Origin of the sequence: Burkholderia theae (assembly GCF_048565265.1) — a bacterium.
Classification (GTDB): Bacteria; Pseudomonadota; Gammaproteobacteria; order Burkholderiales; family Burkholderiaceae; genus Burkholderia; species Burkholderia theae.
Window position 1 is genome coordinate 1264545 of sequence record NZ_CP183463.1, and the last position, 22906, is coordinate 1287450.

Genomic DNA, 22906 nt, shown 5'->3' on the forward strand with positions numbered 1-22906 from the left:
TCCGGTGGCTGCCGCCCGGCGCCCGACGTCGTGTCGACGCCCGCGACGGCGAGCGCCCGCGGCGCATCGACGGTGCCGTGCGGCGTGCGTCGCAGACCGACCCACTCATGCTTTCGCCGCGACTGCGCCGCAGCGGCGACCCAACCAGGAGCAACGACATGCCGGAACAGGTTTCCGCCGCGATGACCGATGCAGTCACGCAAGCCAACGTCAAGGTGGTGGGCGAAGCACCCGCCGTGGCGTTGGGCACGCTCATGCAGTCGAACAGCCATGCGTCCGCGATCCTGCTTCACAACGCGGTGCAGATGCAGGCGAACCAGGCGGCGTCCAACCTCGCCGCCACGACCGTCGGCATCATGCAGCTCTATGCCGGCTCGCCGGTGGCGGCGGCCAGTGCGGCGCGGTCGGCGAACGACAATTTTGCGTCGCAACTGGCCGCCGTCGCGCAGTTGATGAACGCCATCAGCCACTGGCGCGGCTGACCTGCACCGCGCGCCGCGCAACCCGGCGCGCGCAACCTCCCCGCGCCGCGGCACGACGCACGTGCTTGCCGGCGCGTCAATTGGCGTCGACGATGTACCGGAGCTGCTCCAGTTTCTCGATCGTCACACCATGATCGTGAAGCCGGATCAGGCCGTCGCGCTGCATCTTCTGCAGGCTGCTGTTCAGTCGCGGCCGGCTGACGTTGAGCATCGCGGCGAGGATGCTCTGGCTCTCCGGCAGTGCCACCTCGAGATCGTTCCCTTGCATTCGGTTCAGCAGATGGCGCGCGAGCCTTGCTTCGAGCCGGTACAGGCACGCCGACTCGACGAAGTCGCTCAACTGGTGGATGTGCCGGCACAGCTGCTCGTGGATGCGCTCCATGAAATCCGCGTTGGCCAGCAGCGGTGCGAAGTACTGGCGATGCAGCAGCGAAACGCGGCAGTCGGGGCTCAACTGGGCGGTGAAACTGCGCCGGTGTGCGCGAATCAGCGTGTTTTCGCCGATGAGTTCGCCCGGCATCGAGTGGCCGAGAATGATTTCGCGTCCGCCGGGTTCGTGCAGCGTGTTGTAGACGCGGCCACGGTGCACGAACGCGACGAAATCGCCCGGATCGCCCTTGAAGAACAACAGGCGATTGCCGTGTTCGGGCCAGGGGGTGACATGTCGCTCGATGTGAGCCAGCAGGCTTTCCGGGAGATCGGTAAGTATCGGTATATTGCGCAGCGTTTGAACGTTAGCAAGGGCAGGCATGTTTTCCGTGCGAGGTTGTTTGACGATGCGGCCACCTAGCGAAAAACGCTGCCTTTGGCACTGCGTGAAAAATGAATAATGAAGATAGCCGGATAATCGGCAAGCAGTCCGGATAGGGCGGCATTTCGGCGGCAGTCGTTCTTGTTCCTCGCAATACCTTTATTCACGCCCGCCGGCCCGCCTGAAACGACGGACGGGGCTATACCGGGCGATTGGAATTTCTGTTCATAATAATCAAGAAAATTTACGAAACCGATTATCGTGGTAATGGTGTTACGCGGGTAACAGCGTCATTCGAGGCATCGAATCGATTCTGTGTTTTCCATAAAAAAGGAAGGCACGGGATGACAACCTCGAACCAGCACGCTGCCCCGACGCCTGAGTCACCGGCGCAGCAGCTCGATCGCACGTGGCGGGAAATGCAGGGGAAATTGCGGCGCCGCGCGCGCCTGTTGTGCAAGGGCGATATTTACCGTGCCGACGAACTGCTTTCGGATACCGCACTCAAGGTCCACATTTACCTGCAGCGCTCGCCCGAGCGTGTTCAGAACCTGTCCGGCTTTCTTTTTCTGGCGCTGAACCACGCGTTCCTCGATGGCGCGCGCCGGCGTGTCCGCGAAAGCGGCAGGCTCGAATTCGACCCGGACTGGGACGACGATCACACCGTCGAGCTGGCTGGCCACGCGCCGTCGATGGAGCAGCAACTGTTGCTCCGTCAGTTGCTGCTGCGTCTCGAGCAGGCGCTGTGCACGCTCCCGCCTCAGCAGCAGATGCTGTTCACGCTGAAGTTCGAGGAGGACCGCCCCTATCTGCACATCGCCGCGACGCTCGGGATCAACGAGCCGCTTGCCAGAAAGCGCGTCGAGCTGCTGCGCAAGAAATTGCGCGAGGAACTCGCGTGAGCGCGTTCACGAACGCGGGCACGCAGCGTTCCTAACGGCATGCGCGGCGTCGATGGCCTGCCGGCCCGCCGTTCCTTCCATCGCATGCCGGAGCCGAGATCCGAGGAGGCCTCGTGGCAGACAAAGTCAATGAGCAGGTTACCGACGCGCTGACGCAGACCAATGTCAACGTCGTCGCGGGATCCCCGGCCCAGGCGCTGGGCATGCTTTACCAGATGTTCAGCCAGGCCGTCGGCATCTCGGCGCAGAACATGACGCAGCAGCAGGCGGCGCTGAACCAGATTTCGAACGCGGTCGTGTCGAAGGCGGTGGCCATGATCCTGTCCGTCGAAGCGTCGCCGAAGCCCGCCGCGGGCGGCGCGGCGCACGCGCCGACGGCCGGGCCGCAGACAGGTTCCGCGCATTAGCGCGCGATGATTCTCGGGATACCTGAACCATGAACATGAAAGGCCTGTTGGGCGGACGCGACGACGGCGCGCCGCAGACGCCGGGCGATGCCGCTGACGCCGCCGACACCGCAGCCGAAGCCAAGACGCGGGCCGAAGCCACGACGCCGGCCGAGGTGGCGCCGCTCCCCGCGGCATCGAAGCCCGGCGCGCGCACGTGGCCGGTCAACCGGCTGCGCAGGCTCACCGATGCGCTGAAGGCACCGAACCAGGTCGCGGATGCGGCCGGGTCCGGCGGCTCGGCACTGAAGACCGTGCAGGCGATCAACGCGGAGGCTGCGTCCTACGCGACGACGCAGATCGCCGTCGGCCCGAACATGATGATCACGCAGGCAGGTGGTCTGGTCGCGCAGGCGGCGGCCAACTACTTCGAGGCGTCGACGTCGCTGGCGATCGCGGGCAAGAGCGTGCTGATGAAGGATCTGGCGCAGAAGACCATCGACGAGGACGAGCTCGGGATGGCGATGGATGCGGTGGGCCTGCTGTTGACGGACCTGTTCGTCGCGACCGCGGCGCTCGTCGCGGGTGCCGCGGAGGCGATCGAAGGGGAGGCCGCGAGCATCGCGCTCGACAGGATCGACGACAGCCTGCAGAAGTATCAGGGGCTGCTGGACAAGAAGGGAGCGTAGCGCGTACAGCGACAAAGAATCAATCGACACGACCCGCCGGGCTATCGGGCCCGACGCGGGATGTGAGCGGCGGGACCGATGCACGTCCGATTTCCCGAACGCATCGCGGCCCGGCCAGGCACCAGCAGTCCCATCGAGTCATGCGAGGAACCCATGCCCTACATCATTCAGAACGTACAAGGTCCCGCGCCGCTGGCGGTTGGCGAGCGCTTCTGGGGAGATGCGACGGAAATCGATTTCGGCGCGATGACGAGCTGCATCGCGCTCGTCGAGCAGACGCCGGGCCAGCCGGCGTCGGTGCGCGCAATCCACCTGTCGATCGTCAGCGGCGACGGCACGCCGGTCTACGATCCGGCGTCGAACGTGGCCGGACAGGTCGACACGATCATGCAACAGAACGGCGACCTGCGCGCGTGCCTCGGGCGTATCGACCTCTGGCAGGCCAGCGAGTCGCCGGAGTTGCAGGATTTCTTTGCCGGGCTGATGCAGAGCCTCGACATGACGACTTGGGTGCAGTTGCCGGACGGCAACCTGCGGGTGCGGCTCACCGGCGGCGTGATCCAGTATCGGCAGGGCACCGGCGCGTGGACCGACGTGTAGCCGGCACGACCCGTTGAAGCCGGCGCCCGCCACGCGAGCGGGCGCCGGTGCCATACCGGTTGATGGTTTCGAATCTCCGCTCGATCGCGTCGAAACATCCATTCTTCGAAACCGAAGCGCATGGGTCGAACCGTTCTCGGCCATCGCGCTGTCAACGCGATTCGAAGCGGCGCGCCGTCTTGCGCCGCTCGCCGTCCACGCCACGGCCAGCTTTTTGCTCGTCAACACCAACAAAAAACATCATTTCGCCGCTGGCGGTGTGTCAGCAGAATGTCTCCATTCCTACTCACGCGACAGCACGAGCGTCGCAGCGAGCCGCACTTCCGAAGGAGACAGCCGTGGCAGTCGAAACAACCTCAATCGATACGCTCGTCGTCGGCGCCGGGCAGGCCGGCGTGGCCATGAGCGAGCACCTGGGCAAGCTGGGCGTGCCCCATCTCGTGCTGGAGCGCAACCGCATCGCCGAACGCTGGCGCACCGGGCGCTGGGATTCGCTGGTCGCGAACGGCCCCGCGTGGCACGACCGCTTCCCGGGGCTCGAATTCGACGGCCTCGATCCCGATGCGTTCGCGTCGAAAGACCAGGTCGCCGACTACTTCGAAGCGTATGCGCGCAAATTCAATGCGCCGATCCGCACCGGCGTCGACGTGAAGAACGTCGTGCGCAACACGGGCAAGCCGGGTTTCGTCGTCGAAACGTCGGACGGCACGATCGAGGCGAACCGCGTGGTCGTCGCGACTGGGCCGTTCCAGCGCCCGGTCATTCCGCCGATCGCGCCGGACGACGCGCGTCTCGTGCAGATCCACTCCGCCGACTATCGCAACCCGGGCCAGCTTCCGGAGGGCGCGGTGCTGGTGGTCGGTGCGGGTTCGTCGGGCGTGCAGATCGCCGACGAATTGCAGCGTGCGGGTCGGTCGGTCTACCTGTCGGTCGGGCCGCACGATCGCCCGCCGCGCGCCTATCGCGGCCGCGACTTCTGCTGGTGGCTCGGCGTGCTCGGCGAATGGGACAAGGAAGTCGCGACGCCCGGCCGCGAACACGTGACGATCGCGGTGAGCGGTGCGCGCGGCGGCCATACGGTCGATTTCCGCAAGCTGGCGGACCAGGGCGTGACGCTCGTCGGGCTGACGAAGTCGTTCGACGGCGGCGTGGCCGTGTTCGAACGCGATCTCGCGATCAATCTGGCGCGCGGCGACGAGAACTACCTGTCGCTGCTCGACGCGGCCGACGCCTATGCGGCACGCAACGGCCTTGACCTGCCGGAAGAACCCGAAGCCCGCCGCATCCTGCCGAACCCCGACTGCGTCGCGCATCCGATCCTCGCGCTCGACCTGGCCGGCGCCGGCATCACGTCGATCGTCTGGGCGACCGGTTATGCGGTCGACTACGGCTGGCTGAACGTCGACGCGTTCGCAGCGAATGGCAAGCCGCAACACCAGCGCGGCGTGTCGAAGGAGCCGGGCATCTATTTCCTCGGGCTGCCGTGGCTGTCGCGGCGCGGCTCCAGCTTCATCTGGGGCGTGTGGCACGACGCGAAACACATCGCCGATCACATCGTGACGCAGCGCAAGTACCTCGCTTATCACGACGCGTCGCAGCACCGCGCGGCCGCGCCGTCGGCACCGGCCGACGCACGCCCGCTCGCCGAAGCGGCGAACTGACCCGAACCCGCCGCGCCGCGTCTGCTTCCGGCCCGGCGGGTGTTTCCACCGACGATCGAAGGACCTCGATGAGCCAGCCTACCCATACCCGTATCCGCATGTTCAACACGAAGGATACCTACCCGAACCAGACGCTCGACAACGACCTGTGCCAGGCCGTGCGGGCCGGCAATACCGTCTACGTGCGCGGCCAGGTCGGCACCGATTTCGACGGCAAGCTGATCGGCCTCGGCGATCCGCGCGCGCAGGCCGAGCAGGCGATGAAGAACGTCAAGCAGTTGCTGGAGGAAGCCGGCAGCGACATCACGCACATCGTGAAGACGACGACCTACCTGATCGACCCGCGTTATCGCGAACCCGTGTACCAGGAAGTCGGCAAGTGGCTGAAGGGCGTCTATCCGATCTCGACGGGGCTCGTCGTGTCCGCGCTCGGCCAGCCGCAGTGGCTGATGGAGATCGACGTGATCGCGGTGATTCCGGACCACTGGCAGCCGAACCGCGCATAGGAGGCGACATGACTTTCTCCATCGTCGGGCGCTGCCCGGAGACGGGCCAGCTCGGGATCGCGATCAGCTCGTCGAGCATCGCGGTGGGCGCGCGCTGCCCGTGGGTGCGCGCGGGCGTGGGCGCCGTCGCGACGCAGAACATCACGCTGCCGGCGCTCGGCCCGCAGACCCTCGACCTGATCGAGCACGAACAGCTCGCGCCCGCCGCGGCGCTCGACCGCGCGCTCAGCGCGAACGGCTGGAGCCAGTACCGGCAGGTCACGGTGATCGACGGGCAAGGGCAGACGGCATGCTTCACCGGCAAGGAAGCGCTCGGCACGCATCACGCGGTGCAGGGTGAGCAATGCGTGGCGGCCGGCAACCTGCTGGCCGCGACGGCCGTGATCGATGCGATGGTGGCGGCGTTCGAACAGGCGCCCGGCCTGCTCGCCGAGCGCCTGCTGGCCGCGATGCATGCGGCCATGGCGGCCGGCGGCGAGGCGGGGCCGGTTCATTCTGCCGCGTTGAAGGTGGCCGGCGACCTGACCTGGCCGGTGGTCGACCTGCGTGTCGACTGGGCCGATGCCGACCCGATCGGGCAGCTCGACGCGCTGTGGCGCGCGTATCGCCCGCAGATGCAGGACTACCAGACGCGCGCGCTGAACCCGACCGCCGCGCCGAGCTACGGAGTGCCGGGCGATGAGTGACGTATCGAGCCGTGCGTTGCTCGAACGGCTGATCGGTTTCGCGACGGTCAGCCGCGATTCGAATCTCGAGATGATCGGCTTCATCCGCGATTATCTCGACGGCTTCGGCGTAGCGAGCGAACTGTTCTACAACGCGGAACGCACGAAGGCCAGCCTGTACGCGACGATCGGGCCGCGCGATCGCGGCGGCATCGCGTTGTCGGGCCATACGGACGTAGTGCCGGTCGACGGGCAGGCGTGGACGGTCGAGCCTTTCCGGCTGACCGAACGCGACGGCCGCCTGTATGGTCGCGGCACCGCCGACATGAAGGGCTTCATCGCTTCGGTGCTCGCGGCCGTGCCGAAGTTCGTCGCACGGCCGCTGAGCGTGCCCGTGCATCTCGCGTTCTCGTACGACGAGGAAGTCGGTTGTCTCGGCGTGCGGCCGATGCTCGATGCACTGGCCGCGCGCGAGCACCGGCCGCGCCTGTGCCTGATCGGCGAGCCGACCGAACTGAAACCGGTGCTCGGTCACAAGGGCAAGCTCGCGATGCGCTGCCACGTGAAGGGCGCCGCGTGCCACTCGGCGTATGCGCCGTCGGGCGTCAACGCGATCGACTATGCGGCGAAGCTGATCGGCCGGCTCGGCGAGATCGGCACGGCGCTCGCACGGCCCGAACGGCACGACACGCGTTTCGATCCGCCGTTCTCGACCGTGCAGACGGGCCTGATCAAGGGCGGCCGCGCGCTGAACATCGTGCCGGCCGAATGCGAGTTCGATTTCGAGGTGCGCGCGCTGCCGGATTTCGATGCGCACGACGTGCCGAGGAAGCTGCAGGACTATGCGGAATCCGAACTGTTGCCGAGGATGCGCGCGGTGCAGCCCGATACCGACATTCGGCTGCAGCCGCTGGGCGCGTATCCCGGGCTCGCCACCGCGCCGGACAGCGAGGCCGCGCGCCTGCTCGCGATGCTGAGCGGTTCCGACGCGTTCGGCACGGTCGCGTTCGGCACCGAGGGCGGGCTGTTCGGGCAGGCCGGCATTCCGACCGTGGTGTGCGGGCCGGGCAGCATGGACCAGGGGCACAAGCCGGACGAGTTCATCACGCTCGAACAGCTGCACGGATGCGACGCGATGCTGGACCGTCTGGCCGCGCATCTTGCGTCGGCCGCCTGAACCCGCAGCCGACACGCACGCGCCCGTCTTGCGGCGCGTGCGCTTTCTCCTTCGTTATCGCGCGGTTTCCGCGATGATCTGCGCGAGCCGCTCGCGGCAGAAATCGACGAACGACTGCGCCTGCTTGGTCAGTTGGCCGCGCTTCAGGCGTGCGCTCACGAGCCCCGACGGGCTCACCGTTTCGCTGAGGCCGATCGTCACGACACGCTGACCGTCGTACGTGTATTCCGAATGCGGGCGCGTGACGAGCAGCGAGAAGCCGAACCCCTGGCCCACCATCCCGCGCACCATCTCGATCGACGGCGAACCGAACACGATGTTCGGCGTCAGCCCGAGTTCGTGAAACAGGCTGACGAAATACGTGCGGCTCGGCTGGACGTCGAGCAGGATCATCGGCTCGACGCAGAGGTCGCGCAGCGACACGTGCGTCTGGCCCGCGAACCGATGGTTCTCCGGCAGCAGCACGTACGGTTGCTGCGGCGGCATCAGCGGCTCGGTTTCGATCGTGCCGTCGAGATCGTGGTCGTACATCAACGCGAGATCGAAGGTGCCGGACGTCAGGCCCTGCACGAGCTCCTGCTGGTCGCCGTCGCGCAGCCGGATGTTCACGCCTGGATAGCGCTCGCGAAAACCCGCGATCAGTTGCGGCAGATAGAGCGGCGCGACCGTCTCGAAGCAGCCGATGTCGATCTGCCCGGTGATCACGTCGTTGTCGGCGAGCGCGTTCTGCTCGAATTCGTGCGCGATGCGCAGCAGCTCCTGCGCTTTCCGGTAGAACCGCGTGCCGCTCGGCGTCAGCGACACGCCCTGCGCGTGATGGCGAATGAACAGCTTCACGCCGAAGCTTTCCTCCAGCCCCTTGATCGCGCTGGAGATCGACGGCTGCGCGATGAAGAGCTGGCGCGACGCCTCGGCGACGCTGCCGGATTCCACCGTCGTCACGAAGTATTTCAGTTGCCGCAAAGTGTAGTGAGCCACAGGCACCTCTGATACACGGCCCCCCGGCGTGTCGCGGCGGGGCGCATTCTGTCCGTTGTTTCGCGTAGCACCTTACCTGAAGAAGCCCGAAGCCGGAATTTCCGCTACAGAGCTTTTTCGTATGTCTCGGAAATATTTTTAGTATTTTCCGGTCCCGGCGCGCGTGGCGCACCATCGTTTCCAACCTGGATCACGACGAGGCTGCGCACGTGCCGGCGGGACATGTCATCCGTCCCCGCATCCCGTGTATTGCCCGTTCGTTCGACACCGCCGCACGTGCACGCGGTGCGTCGTCGCTCGCGTATCCGGACCCGATTGCAGGCGCGTGCATCGTCGCGCGCAGGTTGAAACGGCAAGCGCGCATCGCCGCGCAGGACAGGAGACATCACCATGACGAACGTGGACCGCAACGCGTCCCCGATGATAGAGAAGCACACGATCGGCTACGTGCCGCCCGCGGATCGCCACGGCAAGGTGCGCGACCTGTTCACGCTCTGGTTCGGCGGCAACATCGCGCCGCTGCCGATCGTGACCGGCGCGCTCGGCGTGCAGATGTTCCACCTGAACCTGATGTGGGGCATCGTCGCGATCGTCGTCGGCCAGGCGGTCGGCGGCGTGCTGATGGCGCTGCATTCCGCGCAGGGGCCGCAGATGGGCATTCCGCAGATGATCCAGAGTCGCGCGCAGTTCGGCTCGTGGGGCGCGCTGCTCGTGACGGTGATCGCGGCCGTGATGTATGTTGGCTTCTTCGCGTCGAACATCGTGCTGGCCGGCAAGTCGGTGCACGGCATCGCGCCGTCGGTGCCGGTGTCGGTGGGCATCGTGATCGGCGCGGTGGGATCGGGCTTGATCGGCATCGTCGGCTACCGGTTCATCCACATCCTGAACCGCATCGGCACATGGGTGCTCGGCATCGGCATCGTCGTCGGCTTCTGGATGATCCTGACGCACGTGACGACCGACGATTTCCTGACGCGCGGCGGCTTCGACTTCGCGGGCTGGCTCGCGACGGTGTCGCTGTCGGCGTTGTGGCAGATCGCGTTCGCGCCGTACGTGTCGGACTATTCACGTTATCTGCCGGAGGATGTCGGCGTCGCGTCGACGTTCTGGGCAACCTATCTCGGCTGCACGATCGGCTCGACGCTCGCGTTCATCTTCGGCGCGGTGGCGGTGCTCGCGGTGCCGGCCGGCATGGACACGATGGATGCGGTCAAGCAGGCGACGGGCCCGCTCGGCCCGCTGATGCTCGTGCTGTTCCTGCTGAGCGTGATCAGCCACAACGCGCTGAACCTGTACGGCGCGGTGCTCGCGGTGATCACGTCGGTGCAGACGTTCGCGTACAAGTGGATTCCGACCGCGAAGGCGCGCGCGGTGGTGTCGGTCGTGATCTTCGTTGCGTGCTGCTACGCGGCGATCGGCGCGTCGACGAACTTCGTCGGCAACCTCGTCGATCTCGTGCTCGCGCTGCTGGTCGTGCTGGTGCCGTGGACGGCGATCAACCTGATCGACTTCTACGTGATCCACAAGGGCAAGTACGACATCAAGTCGATCTTCATGGTGGACGGCGGGATCTACGGCCGCTTCAATCCGCAGGCACTGCTCGCGTATGCGATCGGCATCCTCGTGCAGATTCCGTTCATGAACACGCCGATGTATGCGGGCCCGATTCCCGCGCATCTCGGCGGCGCGGACCTGTCGTGGGTGGTGGGGCTGGTGCTGACGTCACCGCTGTACTACTGGCTCGCGACGCGCGACAGCGCGTACCGGCGCCGGCAGACCGGCGCGCAGCTGCCGCCGACGGCGGCCCGCTGAAGCGGGTTTTTCGAGGCGACTGAAGGGGGTGGCCGCCGCATCGGTTGCGATGCGGCGGCCCGTGCATCACACGAATCACGCGAGCGCGGAGCGCGCCACCCGCACCGGCACCGACTTGTACGACGGCGTGCCGCTTTCCTTGTCGATGTAGTCGAGCGGCACCAGCACGTTCGCTTCCGGATAGTACGCACCGACCGACCCCGGCGCGATGTCGTACTCGATCGCGGTGATCTTCTCGAGACGCAGCGTCCGGCCCGACGCGGTGATTGTCTCGATGTCGACGAGGTCGCCGTGTTCGAGGCCGTACTTCGCGAGATCCGCCGGGTTCATGAACAGCACGTCGCGCCGCCCGAACACGCCGCGATAACGATCGTCGAGCCCGTAGATCGTCGTGTTGTACTGGTCGTGGCTGCGCAGCGTGATCAGCCGCAGCACCTGCTCGCCGCCGAGCACGTCCGCATCTTCCGCGACGCCCTTGTAGATCGAGAACATCGCCTTGCCGGTCGGCGTGGGCCATACGCGCTCGGTGGGCGGCAGCGGCAGGCGGAAGCCGCCCGGCGTGCGGATGCGCGCGTTGAACGCCTCGAAGCCGGACACCGTGCGGTCGATCAGGTCGCGGATGCGGTCGTAGTCGGCGATCAGGTCGAGCCACGCGACCTTGCTCGCCGGCAGCGTCGCATGCGCGATCCCCGCGACGATCGCGGGCTCCGAGCGCAACTGGTCGGACGCCGGCTTGAGCTTGCCGGCCGACGCGTGGACCATCGACATCGAATCCTCGACGGTGATCGACTGCCGGCCGCTCTCTTGCATGTCGAGCTCGGTGCGGCCGAGCACCGGCAGGATGAAGGTTTCCTTCCCGACCAGCAGGTGCGAGCGGTTCAGCTTCGTGCCGAGGTGCACGCTCAGGTCGAGCTTCGCCATCGCCGGGAACGACAGCTCGGGATCGGGCAGCGCGACCGCGAAGTTGCCGCCGAGGCACAGCAGCGCCTTCGCGCTGCCGTCGATCATCGCCTGCATTGCCTGCACGGCGTCGTGCCCGTGATGGGCGGGCGGCGTGAACCCGCACACGTCCTCGATCTTTTTCAGGAACTCGGCCGACGGTTTCTCGGTGATGCCGACCGTGCGGTTGCCCTGCACGTTCGAATGGCCGCGCAGCGGGCAGACGCCGGCGCCGGGCTTGCCGATGTTGCCGCGCATCAGCAGCAGGTCGGCGATCAGGCGCACGGTTGCGGTGCCCTTGTTGTGCTGCGTGACGCCCATCCCGTACGTGATGATCGTCGCGTTCGACTTCGCATACGCGAGCGCGACCTGTTCGAGCTGCGCCTGGCTGAGGCCGCTCGCGCGTTCGATGTCGTTCCACGACGTGGCCTGCAGGTCGGCCGAGAACGCGTCGAAGCCGTCGGTGTGCTGCGCGATGAAGTCGCGGTCGAGCACGTCGCCGCGCTCGGCTTCGAGCTGCAGCAGTGCCTTCATGATGCCCTTCAGCGCGGCCGCGTCGCCGCCGGCGTCGACCTGGTAGTACGTCGATGCGATCCGCGTCGAGCCGAACGACGCCATCTCGATCATGTCCTGCGGATCCGCGAAGCGTTCGAGCGCACGCTCGCGCAGCGGATTGAACACGATGATCGGCACGTTGCGCCGCGAGCACTCGTGCAGCGTGCCCATCATCCGCGGATGGTTCGTGCCGGGGTTGTGGCCGATCGAGATGATCAGCTCGCACCGGTCGAAATCCTCCAGCGACACGGTGCCCTTGCCGATGCCGATCGATTGCGGCAGGCCGACGCTGGTCGGCTCGTGGCACATGTTCGAGCAGTCGGGGAAGTTGTTGGTGCCGAGCTCGCGTGCAAACAGCTGGTACAGGTACGCGGCTTCGTTCGACGCGCGGCCCGACGTATAGAACTCGACCTGTTCGGGCGGCAACGCGCGCAGCACTTCACCGATGCGCGCGAACGCGTCGCCCCATTCGATCGTGCGGAACGTGTCGGTCGCGCGATCGTAGACGAGCGGATGCGTGAGCCGGCCCATGTTCTCCAGTTCGTAGTCCGACATGCGCAGCAGCGACGACACGGTGTTCGCCGCGAAGAATTCGGGCGTCACGCGCTTGGTCGTCGCTTCCCACGTGACGGCCTTCGCACCGTTTTCGCAGAACTGGAACGTCGACTTGTGTTCCTTGTCGGGCCATGCGCAGCCGGGGCAGTCGAAGCCGTCGGGCTGGTTGGTCCGCATCAGCACGATCGGCGCCTCGATGGTTTCCATCTGCGTGCGCACGGCATCGGCTGTCGCGCGAAGCGCGCCCCAACCGCCGGCGGGCCCATCGTACTTCCTGATGCCTGGCACTTCGCGTCGATTTGTCATATGAGTCTCCGTGAGCCGGGCCCGGTGCGGGCGGCTCGGGTTGCGCCGTGTCGCGGCGTGGGGCGGCTCCGTCGGGTGGACGGAGCCGGTCATGCGTGCCCCGGGCTGCAGGGCAGGCGGGGTTTCAGTGCGCGTCCTTCTTCGCGCTGGACGACTTCCTGGCCGACGATTTCGCCGCGGGCGGCGGCGCGTCGGCCGGCGCTTCGCCGGCCTTCGCTTCGCCTGATGCCTTGGCGGCCGCCTTGCCGTTCGGCTTCGCCTTGCCGTCGGCGTCTTTCTTCGCGTCCTTCGTATCCTTCGCTTCAGGCGCGGCGAGCTTGTCGAACGTCACTTCGTCGCTGTCCTTGTCGTAGTCGACCGCGACGCGATCGCCGGACTTCAGCCGGTCGGCGAGGATCTCCTTCGCGAGCTGGGTCTCGATGGTCTGGCGGATCTGGCGCTTCAGTTCGCGCGCGCCGAACTCCGGCTGGTAGCCCGCTTCGGTCAGGTGATCGACGAGCGCATCGCCCATCACGAGGGTGATGTCCTGCGCCGCGGCCGTGCGCACCACGCGGTCGAGCTGGATCTGCACGATCGCGCGGATGTTCTCCTTCGACAGCGCGTGGAAGACGATCACCTCGTCGATCCGGTTCAGGAACTCGGGCCGGAAATGGCCCTTCAGCACCTGCATCAGTTCCTCGCGGATCGCCTTGTCGGTCTTGCGCGCGGCTTCCGGCTGCGTCAGGTTGTCCATGATGATCGCGGCGCCGAGGTTGCTCGTCGCGATGATGATCGTGTTGCTGAAGTCGACCACGCGCCCCTTGCCGTCGGTCAGGCGGCCGTCGTCGAACACTTGCAGCAGCACGTTGTAGACGTCGGGGTGCGCCTTCTCGATCTCGTCGAGCAGGATCACGCTGTACGGTCGGCGCCGCACGCGTTCGGTGAGCTGGCCGCCTTCGTCGTAGCCGACGTAGCCGGGCGGCGCGCCGATCAGCCGCGCGACCGCGTGCCGTTCCATGTATTCGGACATGTCGATGCGGATGATCGCCTGCTCGTCGCCGAACACGGTCTCGGCCAGTGCCTTCGCGAGCTCGGTCTTGCCGACGCCCGTCGGCCCGAGGAACAGGAACGTCGCGATCGGCCGGTGCGTCTGGCCGAGCCCCGCGCGCGACAGCCGCACGGCGTCGCTGACGGCGACCACCGCGTCGCTCTGGCCGACCACGCGCTCACGCAGTTGCTCTTCCATCTTCAGCAGCTTCTGACGCTCTTCCTGCGTGAGTTCGGACACGGGGATGCCGGTCAGCCGCGACACGACCTCGGCGACCGATTCGACGGTGACCTCGAGCGTTTCGGAGCCGGTCTTGCGCTGCCACGCTTCCATCATCTCGTCGACCGTCTTCTGCTTCGCGTTGATCTGCTCCTCGAACTGCTTCGCTTCGTCGAAGCGCTTGCGCGACGTCGCGTAGTCCTGCTCGCGCTTCAGCTGTGCGATCTGCGCTTCGCCTTCCTGGATGGCGACCGGGCGCGACGTCGCGCCAATCCGCACGCGCGCGGCGGCCTGGTCGATCAGGTCGATCGCCTTGTCGGGCAGGAAGCGCGACGTGATGTAGCGGTCGGCGAACTCGGCGGCCGCGACGAACGCGTCATCGGCGAACGTCACCTGGTGGTGCGCCTCGAGGCTGTCGCGCAGCCCGCGCAGGATCACGATCGTCTGCTCGACGCTCGGCTCCGGCACGAACACCGGCTGGAAGCGCCGTTCGAGCGCCGCGTCCTTCTCGATGTACTTCTGGTATTCGTTGAGCGTCGTCGCGCCGATCAGGCTCAGCTCGCCGCGCGCGAGCGCGGGCTTCAGCACGTTCGCGATGTCGAGGCCGCCTTCGCCGCCGCCCTGGCCCGCGCCGACGATCGTGTGCAGCTCGTCGATGAACAGGATCAGCTCGTCCTGCTTCGCGGTCACTTCGTCGATCAGCTGCTTCGCGCGCTCCTCGAATTCGCCGCGATACTTGGCGCCGGCCACCATCGAGTTGATGTTGACTTCGACGAGCCGCTTGCCGCGCAGCACCTCGGGCACGTCGCCGTTGACGATCCGCTGCGCGAGTCCTTCGACGATCGCCGTCTTGCCGACGCCCGGCTCGCCGATCAGTACCGGGTTGTTCTTCTTGCGGCGCGCGAGCACCTCGATCGTGCTTTCGATTTCCTGCGCGCGGCCGAGCACCGGGTCGAGCTTGCCCTGGCGCGCGATCGCGGTGAGGTCGCGGCCGAACTTGTCGAGGTTCGGCGTGCCGGTCGGCGCATCGACGCGGCCATCCTCGGCGCCCTTGCCGACCACCTTCACGACCTTCTGGCGCAGCGCCTCGGGCGTCACGCCGTATTTCTTCAGCAGCGTGCCGGCGATGCTGTCCGGCACCGACGCGAGCCCGATCAGCAGGTGCTCGGGGCCGATGTACGAGTGGCCGAGATCGCGCGACGCCTGGAACGCGTATTGCACGGCCTTCTTCACGCGCGGCGAGATCGACAGCTTGTCGAGCGGCGCGTCGGCGGCGGCCGTGCCGGTGTGCGCATGTTCGTCGATATACGACTGGATGTCCTGCGGCGACAGCTTCAGTTCCTTCAGCAGCGCGGCGCACACGTCGGTGTCCGCGAGCGCGTAGAGCAGGTGTTCGGAGTCGAGCTCACTGCGGCGCAGCTCGTGTGCCTTCTCGGCCGCACGCTGCAGCAGTTCGAGCGTCTGTTCGCTGAACGCGTCGGTCGGGTCGACCGATTCGCGCGGCACCTCGGCGGCGAGCGGCGATTCGTCGCCGAGCTCGCCGAACAGCGACGACGGGCCGCCACCGCCGAGCAGCGAATCGAACGGGTTCAGCATGCTCTGATGCCGCATCAGCTGACGGAAGTGGTAATCGCAAATCGAGATCGTCTTGCGCTCGCCGTCCTGCATCACGGTTGCGCGCGCGACGGCCGGCCGGGCGTGGCAGATATCGCAAAGTGCGGGCATGGTGGTCTGGCTCCTGTCTGTGAAGGTGGGTCGAAGGGTGAAGTCCCGATGCGGTGCGGCGCTCGCGCGTCCCGACCGCGAATACGCGATGCGCGGCGCGGCGGCGCGCGTGCCGCACCCACGCTGTCGCGCAGCGCGCGCCGGCGTGGCGCACGGTCGCGGTTGGGGCAAAAGGCGCGAGTGCTGCGAGGAGCCCGCGGCATCGCTTCGACTGCGTTCAAAATAGCGAATCGGCGAGCACCATCCAAGACACAGTTCCGCGCCGGGCCGGCGGTGAATTGCACCCTCACATGCGTGCGGGAACGGGTGGCAAGGAGTACAGACAGGCGCGCACGCGGTGGCGCAGGCGCGTGCGGCATGCGCCGCATGCGAGGACTGGAGGCGGGGAAGGATGAAGCGCGAACGAATCGTGGTGCGACATCGGCGCGCAGCGCGCCGGTTGCCGGTAAACGCGCGGTGATGCGAGTGGGCCCGCGCGGCAGCGCTGCCGCAGCGTGAGTGCGCGCGAACCGGTCATGTTCGACCACGCGCGCTCCGCAGATGCGTGCGTTACGGCCGAAGGAAAGGGCAGGTTGCACGGTGCGGGCCGGACATGGCGCCGCCGTGGCGGACTGCGATCAGTCGGAGAGTTTCATCGCGAGCCGCTGCCGGCCGATCTGCTTCACGTCCGTTGCGAGTGCCGGATTCGGCAGACCATTGGCCCAGACGGAGAACGAATCCTCGATCAGGTTGCGCGTGTCGGGCGGCAACTCGGCCAGCATCAGCGACACGACGGTAAACAGCACGGCGGTGTCGCCGGCCTGGCCGCCCGCGTTCGCGTCGACCGTCTTCTTCAGGCTGTCGACCGACGCTTGCAGCGCCTGCAGTGCCTCATTCGACTCGCTCATCACATCCTCCATGCAAGATGGGCTCGATCGGCGACGAAGATGCGGCCCGCAGCGCGGCCGGTCGCGCGCGATGCCCGGCTGGCATCGCGCGCGGGCAACCGTTGTCAGGCCGCCGGATTGCCCTGCGGCGCCACGGCCACCGATGCTTCGCTCGTCAGCATCAGGAACGTGAACGTTTCGCGCAGGTACAGGCGGACGGCCTTGTCGTTATGGCTCGTGTAGCCGATCGATACGTCTTCCCCGAGGTGCAGCTCGTAGTCGCCGCCGCGCGTGGACAGCACGCAGCCGCCGCTGATCGCCGGCGCCCAGATGATCTCGCCGCTGACGATCCGCTTGATATGGCCGAGGACCGGGTAGCCCTGGTCGCGCGCTTCGCTGAGCGCCGTGTATGCGTCGGAGCCGAGCACCACCGAATACGGGCCGTCGACGCCGGCGAGCCGCAGCGCTTCCAGTGCATCGCTGATCGCGTCCGGATACGCGCCGACATCGGCCGGCAGCGTGAGCCTGCGGTTCGACGTGCCTTCGCGGATGCCGACGATGCCGGCAGCCTGATAGCCGTCGAAAATCGCGTTGTCTTCGGCGAACGCGAGCCGCTGCGCGGCGTCCTTCGCCGGTTGCCAGTCGGCGTCGCGCGCGCCGCGCTCGACGCTGTCGATCGCATCGCGGCTCAACTCGAACGGCACCGTCAGCTCGACGATCCTGCGGACTTCGCGCAGCCGTGCGCTCACCTGCTCGCGCGGCGCGGCAACTTCCACCAGGTGCCCGGTGCCGACGGCCGACAGCTCGGGGCCTTCGGGGCCGTCGACGTCGACGACGCGGCGGCCGGCCACCGATCGTTTGAAGGTGCGCGCCACTTCCTCCTCGATTTGTTCCCAGGCGGAGGCGGAGATCGGGGCGAGTTCGCGGTGCAGGTTATTCATAGGCTTGGGTTCCTTTCAGCGAGCCGATTTTCAGCGAGCCGTCGCGCTGCGGCGCGGACGACGAGGATGGCGGTTGCGCGGTGTCGGCGGCCGGTGCCGCACGGTCGGCGAGTGCTTCGAGCAGGTCGGCCGACGGTACGAAGAACAGCGAGCCGGTGACCGCGCGGCTGTAGTCGAGCAGGCGGTCGTAGTTGCCGGGCGGGCGGCCGACGAACATGTTCTCCAGCATCTGCTCGATCGGTGCCGGCGTGCGCGCATAGCCGATGAAATAGGTGCCGAATTCGCCGGCGCCCGGGCGCCCGAACGGCATGTTGTCGCGCAGGATCTTCACTTCCTGGCCGTTCTCGTCGAGCGTGGTCAGCGAGCTGTGCGAACACGACGGCTTCACGTCCGGCGCGAGCTCGATGTCCGACAGCTTGGTGCGGCCGATGATGCGCTCCTGCGTCTCGACCGCGAGCGCGTTCCAGCCGGCCATGTCGTGCAGGTACTTCTGCACGATCACGTAGCTGCCGCCCTCGAATGCCGCATCTTCGTCACCGATCACCGTGAAGTCGACCGCTTCGCGGCCTTCCGGGTTCTCGGTGCCGTCGACGAAGCCGATCATCGCGCGCTGGTCGAAATTGCGGAAGCCGTGCACCTCGTCGACGACCGTGACGGCTGCGCCGAGCGCACCGAGCAGTTGCGTCGCGAGTTCGAAGCACAGGTCCATCGCGTCGGCGCGAATGTGCAGCAGGATGTCGCCCGGCGTCGCGACCGCGACGCGCTGCCCGGCGCCAAATTCGCGGAACGGATGCAGCGACGCGGGGCGCGGGTTGCCGAACAGCGCATCCCACGCGTCGGCGCCGAAGCCGCACACGCAGGTCAGGTTGCCGCCCGGCACGCGCTTGCCGACCGAGCGCACCAGCGCGGCGATGTCGCCGCACCATGAACGGATCGTGTCGGCATGATCGGCGCCGGAATTGATCGTCGCCACGAGGAAGATCGCGCTGCGCGTGATCGGGCTGTGGACGGCCTGGGAGAGGGGGGGAGGGGTCTGCATCGCGGCCCGCCGGTCAGTCATGTCGAGGCGGGCGAGCCGCGGCTGCCGCGGCGCGCGAAGGCGAACGGTTGGACTGTGTCATGCGACTGTTCTCTTTGTGACATGCGGATGAAGGACATTGCGCGGGCCTCGCGCAACGGGCCGCAGCGGCGGCGGCCGGCCGCCCGGTGCATGACCTGCGTGCACCGCGTAACGTCGTCGAGCATGCAATCTAGCAGCTTCGGCGGGTCTTTGGAACACGTATCGGCAATCTGTCATTCGAATGGATCAAACAGGGCCGGATTTTGTGCGGCACCCGTGCAGCTGTACTCCTGGCGTGCGCCGCGCTGTGCTCTTGAGCACGCGTACCGTGTGCAGTAGATTAGGTCCCGCTGCGTCCGCCGACGAGGAGCGTCACCATGAATCTGCTGGAAGCGATGCGTGTTTATGTCGCGGTGGTCGAGCATGGCGGCCTGTCCGGCGCGGCGTCCGAACTGAAGCTCGGCGACGCGCAGGTGAGCGACCGGATCGACTGCCTCGAACGGTATCTCGGCTGTCGCCTGCTGTTGCGCCGCGCGCACGACGTCGCCTGCACGGACGCGGGCGTCGCGTTCCACGTGTGCTGCCGCCACACGTTGTCTGCGGTCGCGCAGGCGACCGGAGTGTCCGGCACGCCGGCGCCGGATGCGCACGACACCGCGCTCGACACGGCGGTTCCTCCGCCCGGCACCGCACATGCATCATCACATCGACTGTCGCCTTGAATACGTCTACCGTTTCCTGTTCGCCCGCCGAGCGCATCCGCCGCCGCTTCGGCCACTTCCTTCACGCGGCCGAACTGGCCGGGCTGATCGTGATCGGGCTCGCGACGGCGTTCGCGATGGTGCAGGAGGCATGGAAGGTCGTGCTCGCGGGCGAGGTGTCGCTGACCGATCTGCTCTTGATGTTTCTCTATCTCGAAGTGCTCGCGATGGACGTGCGCTATCTGCGGCTCGGCCGGCTGCCCGTGCGGTTTCCTCTGTTCATTGCGATGACGTCGCTCGCGCGAGACCTGATCCTGCGCGGCGCGACCGACAGCCCCGAGCGGATGCTGATGACGACCTTCGGCATCGTGCTGCTCGCGGTGGGCGTGCTGATCCTGAGCTTCGGCCAGCATCGCTTTCCGGCGGACGTCGACGATGTCGAGGACGATGCGCATGCGCGCAGATGACAAGCGGGCGGTATGCCGTGTATCCACGCAATGACGCAACAGGAGGGCGCTAGGTGAGCACGCATGCCGTCGACACGAAGCAGGCGATCGAATTGCAGCAAGTGGCCGCGCAGGCGTATGTCGCTTCAGCCCGTGCACGTGTTGCTGCGACGGGTATCTGAATCGAACACCGGGTTGTGGGCGTGCCGTGCGTCGTGCGGCGGTCGTGCAGCCCATCCACGTGAGAGAGGGTTCGAATGACCAAGCAACTGATCGTCGCCGTGTTCGGCAGCGTCGACACGGCCCGCCAGGCCGCGAACGATTTCGAGGCGTTGTCGGAGAAGAATGAAGGATTCCACATCGAAAACGGCGTCGTCGTGGAGAAGGACACGGCCGGCAAGCTCGCGGTGCTCGACGCCGAATCGCGGCCGTTCAAGGGCGGCGTGATCGGCGCGATCGCGGGCGGCCTGCTCGGCCTGCTTGTCGGGCCGCTTGGCGTGATCACCGGGATGGCGGCCGGCGCGGGCGCCGGCATCCTCGCGGAAGCCGCCGGCAACGCGCTGCTCGACGGCACGTTCGTCGAGACGGTGGCCGCACGGCTTTTGCCCGGCAGCGTCGCGATCATTCTCGAGGCGAAGGAAGCCACGCCGTTCTCCGTCGACAACATCGTGACGGGATTCGGCGGCAAGGTGTTCCGCCAGGCGCTCGACTGAGCGCCGCCGTCGAACCGATTCGGGAGAACAGCATGCGCATCGATCAATCGTACCGGCGCTTCGACATCGCGGCGACGCTGTCGCCGCTACCCGGCAACCGCGCGATTGTGACCGTCGACGTGACGACGGACGATCCGGCCCGCATCGCCGATCTCGGCACCGGCTATTTCCTGCAGGTCAGGAAGTGGGTCGAGTCGAACGACATCGAGCGGCTGACGGTGGTGTTCGACGAGTGCAAGGTCGCGGTCGACCATTACGCGGACAACGTCGACGACGCGTGAGGTCGCGCATCGCCGCACCGCGCATCGCGTCAGTTCAGCCGGTACGATTGCGCGCCCGTTCCCGCGAGCGTGCCGCCGTCGACGATCAGGTATTCGTTGCGGATCGGCTTGCCGTCGAACCAGCATGGCAGGATTTCCAGCGTGCCGGCCGCATAACGCGCCTGCGCGGACAGCGACGTGCCGGAGATGTGCGTCGTCATCCCGTTGAACGGTGTCGTGCGCCACGGATGATCGGGCGGCGCGGAATGCGTCATGGGCGGCAGCGGCGTGTTGCGCCGCAACGTTGATGACGTTCTACGCCGGTCATGGATCGCGTACAAGCGACAGTCGGTGTTTGCGTGCGCTGCGGGGTCGTCTGTACCTGTTCTTTTCGTGAAGGGCGCCGATAATGGGATCGTTACCTGACTCTGCGGGAGCGAAGCCATGTCCGGAAGCGACTCCGCGTCTTCACGCCCTGATCTCGCGCAGGGCATCGCGCTCGACGACATCGCCGACGGCGCCATGATCGAGGGCCATGTCGGCGACGCGGCGGTGCTGCTGGTGCGCCGCGCCGATGAACTGTTTGCCGTGGGCGCGAACTGCACGCACTACGGCGCGCCGCTGGCCGACGGCCTGCTGGTCGGCGACACGATCCGCTGCCCGTGGCACCACGCGGCGTTCTGCCTGCGCACGGGCGAGATGCTGCGCGCGCCGGCGCTCGACGGGCTGCCGTGCTGGCGCGTCGAACGCCGCGACGGCCGTGCCGTCGTGCTCGATGCGCGGCCGGCCGTACCGCCTGCGCTGAATGCGACGGGCTTGCCCGAATCGGTGGTGATCGTCGGTGGCGGCGCGGCTGCGATCGCGGCGGCCGTCACGCTGCGGCGGGAAGGTTATCCGCATCCCGTCACGCTGCTGAGTGCCGACAGCGATCCGCCGTACGACCGGCCGAACCTGTCGAAGGACTATCTCGCGGGCACGGCCGAGGCCGACTGGCTGCCGCTGCGCGCGCCGGAGTTCTATACCGACCAACGCATCGACGTGCGGTGCGGCACGCGTGTCGTGCGGATCGACCCCGCGCAGCATGCAGTTGAGCTGGCCGACGGTAGTCGCGTCGGATACGGCGCGCTGCTGCTCGCGACGGGTGCCGAGCCGAATCGGCTGACGGTGCCCGGCGCGGATCTGCCGCATGTGTGCGTCCTGCGCTCGCGCGCCGATTGCGATGCGCTGATCGGCAAGCTGAAGACGGCACGCCGCTGCGTCGTGGTCGGCGCGAGCTTCATCGGCCTCGAAGCGGCCGCCGCATTGCGCACACGCGGGCTCGACGTGCATGTCGTCGCGCCCGATGCGCAGCCGATGGCGCACGTGCTCGGCGCCGCGCTCGGCGACACGATCAAGGCGCTGCACGAGTCGCATGGCGTCGTGTTCCATCTCGGCGCGACCCCCGCGCAGATTGCACCGGACAGCGTGACGCTGTCGACCGGCGACGTGCTGCCGGCCGATGTCGTGGTGGTCGGCATCGGCGTGCACCCGAACGTTGCGCTCGCACAGGATGCGGGGCTTGCGGTCGAGCGCGGCGTGACGGTGGACCGTTTCCTGCAGACGAGCGTGCCCGGCATCTATGCGGCCGGCGATATCGCGCGCTGGCCCGATTCGCTGACGGGCCAGCGGATTCGCGTCGAGCACTGGGTCGTCGCCGAACGGCAGGGGATCGTCGCGGCGCGCAACATGCTCGGGCAGCAGCGGCCGTTCGATGCGGTGCCGTTCTTCTGGAGCCAGCATTACGACATGACAATCAACTACGTCGGGCATGCGGAGCAATGGGATCGCGTCGAGATCGATGGCGACCTCGGCGCGCACGACTGCTCGATCGCGTACTGGCGCGGCGACACGCGGCTCGCGGTCGTAACGGTGGGCCGCGATCTCGACAGCCTGGAGGCGGAAGCGGCATTCGAGCGGCAGATTGCAGCCGCGTGACGGCGGCCCG

General features: G+C 67.2%; 22 protein-coding genes and 1 pseudogene. 15 read left to right on the forward strand and 8 right to left on the reverse strand.

Annotation, left to right across the window (positions count from 1 at the left end):
* The first annotated feature begins 158 nt into the window (after positions 1–158).
* On the forward strand, positions 159–482 hold the full coding sequence (locus ACN22W_RS38240; RefSeq protein WP_419690238.1) for a RebB family R body protein: 324 nt from the start codon (positions 159–161) through the stop codon (positions 480–482).
* A 76-nt stretch (positions 483–558) separates the two neighbouring features.
* Here the strand turns inward: ACN22W_RS38240 and ACN22W_RS38245 are convergent, their stop codons facing one another.
* A complete protein-coding gene (locus ACN22W_RS38245) occupies positions 559–1233 on the reverse strand; it encodes a Crp/Fnr family transcriptional regulator (protein ID WP_419690239.1) in 675 nt (224 codons plus the stop codon).
* A gap of 212 nt (positions 1234–1445) precedes the next feature.
* On the opposite strand from ACN22W_RS38245, the gene ACN22W_RS38250 reads away from it, so the two are divergent.
* The 8 genes from ACN22W_RS38250 to argE all read left to right on the forward strand — a co-directional run bounded on the left by ACN22W_RS38250 (position 1446) and on the right by argE (position 7819).
* Positions 1446–2135: an RNA polymerase sigma factor gene (locus ACN22W_RS38250; RefSeq protein WP_419690240.1), complete on the forward strand. Its 690-nt coding sequence runs from the start codon at positions 1446–1448 to the stop codon at positions 2133–2135.
* Positions 2136–2248: 113 nt separating this feature from the next.
* Positions 2249–2542 carry a RebB family R body protein gene (locus tag ACN22W_RS38255; RefSeq protein WP_343494188.1) on the forward strand — a complete coding sequence of 98 codons (294 nt, stop codon included), beginning with the start codon at positions 2249–2251 and terminating at the stop codon, positions 2540–2542.
* Positions 2543–2571: 29 nt separating this feature from the next.
* The gene (locus tag ACN22W_RS38260; RefSeq protein WP_419690241.1) at positions 2572–3210 is read left to right on the forward strand and encodes a hypothetical protein; all 639 of its coding nucleotides are present in this window, start codon (positions 2572–2574) and stop codon (positions 3208–3210) included.
* A gap of 153 nt (positions 3211–3363) precedes the next feature.
* The gene (locus ACN22W_RS38265) at positions 3364–3810 is read left to right on the forward strand and encodes a hypothetical protein (RefSeq protein ID WP_419690242.1); all 447 of its coding nucleotides are present in this window, start codon (positions 3364–3366) and stop codon (positions 3808–3810) included.
* 338 nt (positions 3811–4148) lie between these two features.
* The gene (locus ACN22W_RS38270) at positions 4149–5471 is read left to right on the forward strand and encodes a flavin-containing monooxygenase (protein WP_419690243.1); all 1323 of its coding nucleotides are present in this window, start codon (positions 4149–4151) and stop codon (positions 5469–5471) included.
* 68 nt (positions 5472–5539) lie between these two features.
* On the forward strand, positions 5540–5977 hold the full coding sequence (locus tag ACN22W_RS38275) for a RidA family protein (protein ID WP_048250028.1): 438 nt from the start codon (positions 5540–5542) through the stop codon (positions 5975–5977).
* Positions 5978–5985: 8 nt separating this feature from the next.
* Positions 5986–6663, forward strand: coding sequence for a DUF1028 domain-containing protein (locus ACN22W_RS38280; protein WP_419690244.1), 678 nt, complete (start codon positions 5986–5988; stop codon positions 6661–6663).
* A complete protein-coding gene (argE, locus tag ACN22W_RS38285) occupies positions 6656–7819 on the forward strand; it encodes an acetylornithine deacetylase (RefSeq protein ID WP_419690245.1) in 1164 nt (387 codons plus the stop codon). Before ACN22W_RS38280 ends, argE begins: the two co-directional genes overlap by 8 nt.
* 54 nt (positions 7820–7873) lie before the next feature.
* On the opposite strand, the gene ACN22W_RS38290 is transcribed toward argE, so the two are convergent.
* Positions 7874–8797 carry a LysR substrate-binding domain-containing protein gene (locus tag ACN22W_RS38290; RefSeq protein WP_129517961.1) on the reverse strand — a complete coding sequence of 308 codons (924 nt, stop codon included), beginning with the start codon at positions 8795–8797 and terminating at the stop codon, positions 7874–7876.
* A 390-nt stretch (positions 8798–9187) separates the two neighbouring features.
* Between ACN22W_RS38290 and ACN22W_RS38295 the strand changes: the two genes are divergently transcribed.
* Complete coding sequence (locus tag ACN22W_RS38295) at positions 9188–10609, forward strand: purine-cytosine permease family protein (protein ID WP_048250032.1); 1422 nt, start codon at positions 9188–9190, stop codon at positions 10607–10609.
* A gap of 75 nt (positions 10610–10684) precedes the next feature.
* Here the strand turns inward: ACN22W_RS38295 and ACN22W_RS38300 are convergent, their stop codons facing one another.
* The 5 genes from ACN22W_RS38300 to ACN22W_RS38320 form a co-directional block, all read right to left on the reverse strand.
* A complete protein-coding gene (locus ACN22W_RS38300; RefSeq protein WP_419690246.1) occupies positions 10685–12964 on the reverse strand; it encodes an FdhF/YdeP family oxidoreductase in 2280 nt (759 codons plus the stop codon).
* Between the two features lie 124 nt (positions 12965–13088).
* On the reverse strand, positions 13089–15935 hold the full coding sequence (locus ACN22W_RS38305) for an AAA family ATPase (RefSeq protein ID WP_419690247.1): 2847 nt from the start codon (positions 15933–15935) through the stop codon (positions 13089–13091).
* Positions 15936–16552: 617 nt separating this feature from the next.
* Positions 16553–16822: a hypothetical protein gene (locus ACN22W_RS38310; protein WP_412025726.1), complete on the reverse strand. Its 270-nt coding sequence runs from the start codon at positions 16820–16822 to the stop codon at positions 16553–16555.
* Positions 16823–16926: 104 nt separating this feature from the next.
* Entirely contained in the window at positions 16927–17742 is an 816-nt protein-coding gene (locus ACN22W_RS38315; RefSeq protein ID WP_419690248.1) for a family 1 encapsulin nanocompartment shell protein, read from the reverse strand.
* The gene (locus tag ACN22W_RS38320; protein ID WP_419690249.1) at positions 17735–18802 is read right to left on the reverse strand and encodes a Dyp-type peroxidase; all 1068 of its coding nucleotides are present in this window, start codon (positions 18800–18802) and stop codon (positions 17735–17737) included. The genes ACN22W_RS38315 and ACN22W_RS38320 overlap by 8 nt, the downstream gene beginning before the upstream one ends.
* A gap of 377 nt (positions 18803–19179) precedes the next feature.
* Between ACN22W_RS38320 and ACN22W_RS38325 the strand changes: the two genes are divergently transcribed.
* The 4 genes from ACN22W_RS38325 to ACN22W_RS38340 all read left to right on the forward strand — a co-directional run bounded on the left by ACN22W_RS38325 (position 19180) and on the right by ACN22W_RS38340 (position 20943).
* A complete protein-coding gene (locus tag ACN22W_RS38325) occupies positions 19180–19524 on the forward strand; it encodes a helix-turn-helix domain-containing protein (protein ID WP_419690250.1) in 345 nt (114 codons plus the stop codon).
* A complete protein-coding gene (locus ACN22W_RS38330; protein ID WP_129517969.1) occupies positions 19521–19970 on the forward strand; it encodes a phosphate-starvation-inducible protein PsiE in 450 nt (149 codons plus the stop codon). The genes ACN22W_RS38325 and ACN22W_RS38330 overlap by 4 nt, the downstream gene beginning before the upstream one ends.
* Before the next feature lie 236 nt (positions 19971–20206).
* The gene (locus ACN22W_RS38335; RefSeq protein WP_419690251.1) at positions 20207–20662 is read left to right on the forward strand and encodes a DUF1269 domain-containing protein; all 456 of its coding nucleotides are present in this window, start codon (positions 20207–20209) and stop codon (positions 20660–20662) included.
* 32 nt (positions 20663–20694) lie between these two features.
* Positions 20695–20943 carry a hypothetical protein gene (locus ACN22W_RS38340; RefSeq protein ID WP_193102875.1) on the forward strand — a complete coding sequence of 83 codons (249 nt, stop codon included), beginning with the start codon at positions 20695–20697 and terminating at the stop codon, positions 20941–20943.
* Positions 20944–20972: 29 nt separating this feature from the next.
* On the opposite strand, the pseudogene ACN22W_RS38345 reads toward ACN22W_RS38340, so the two are convergent.
* A pseudogene (locus tag ACN22W_RS38345) lies at positions 20973–21185 on the reverse strand (NAD-dependent formate dehydrogenase); the annotation flags it as partial.
* A 181-nt stretch (positions 21186–21366) separates the two neighbouring features.
* On the opposite strand from ACN22W_RS38345, the gene ACN22W_RS38350 reads away from it, so the two are divergent.
* Complete coding sequence (locus ACN22W_RS38350; protein ID WP_419690252.1) at positions 21367–22896, forward strand: FAD-dependent oxidoreductase; 1530 nt, start codon at positions 21367–21369, stop codon at positions 22894–22896.
* Positions 22897–22906: the final 10 nt, after the last annotated feature.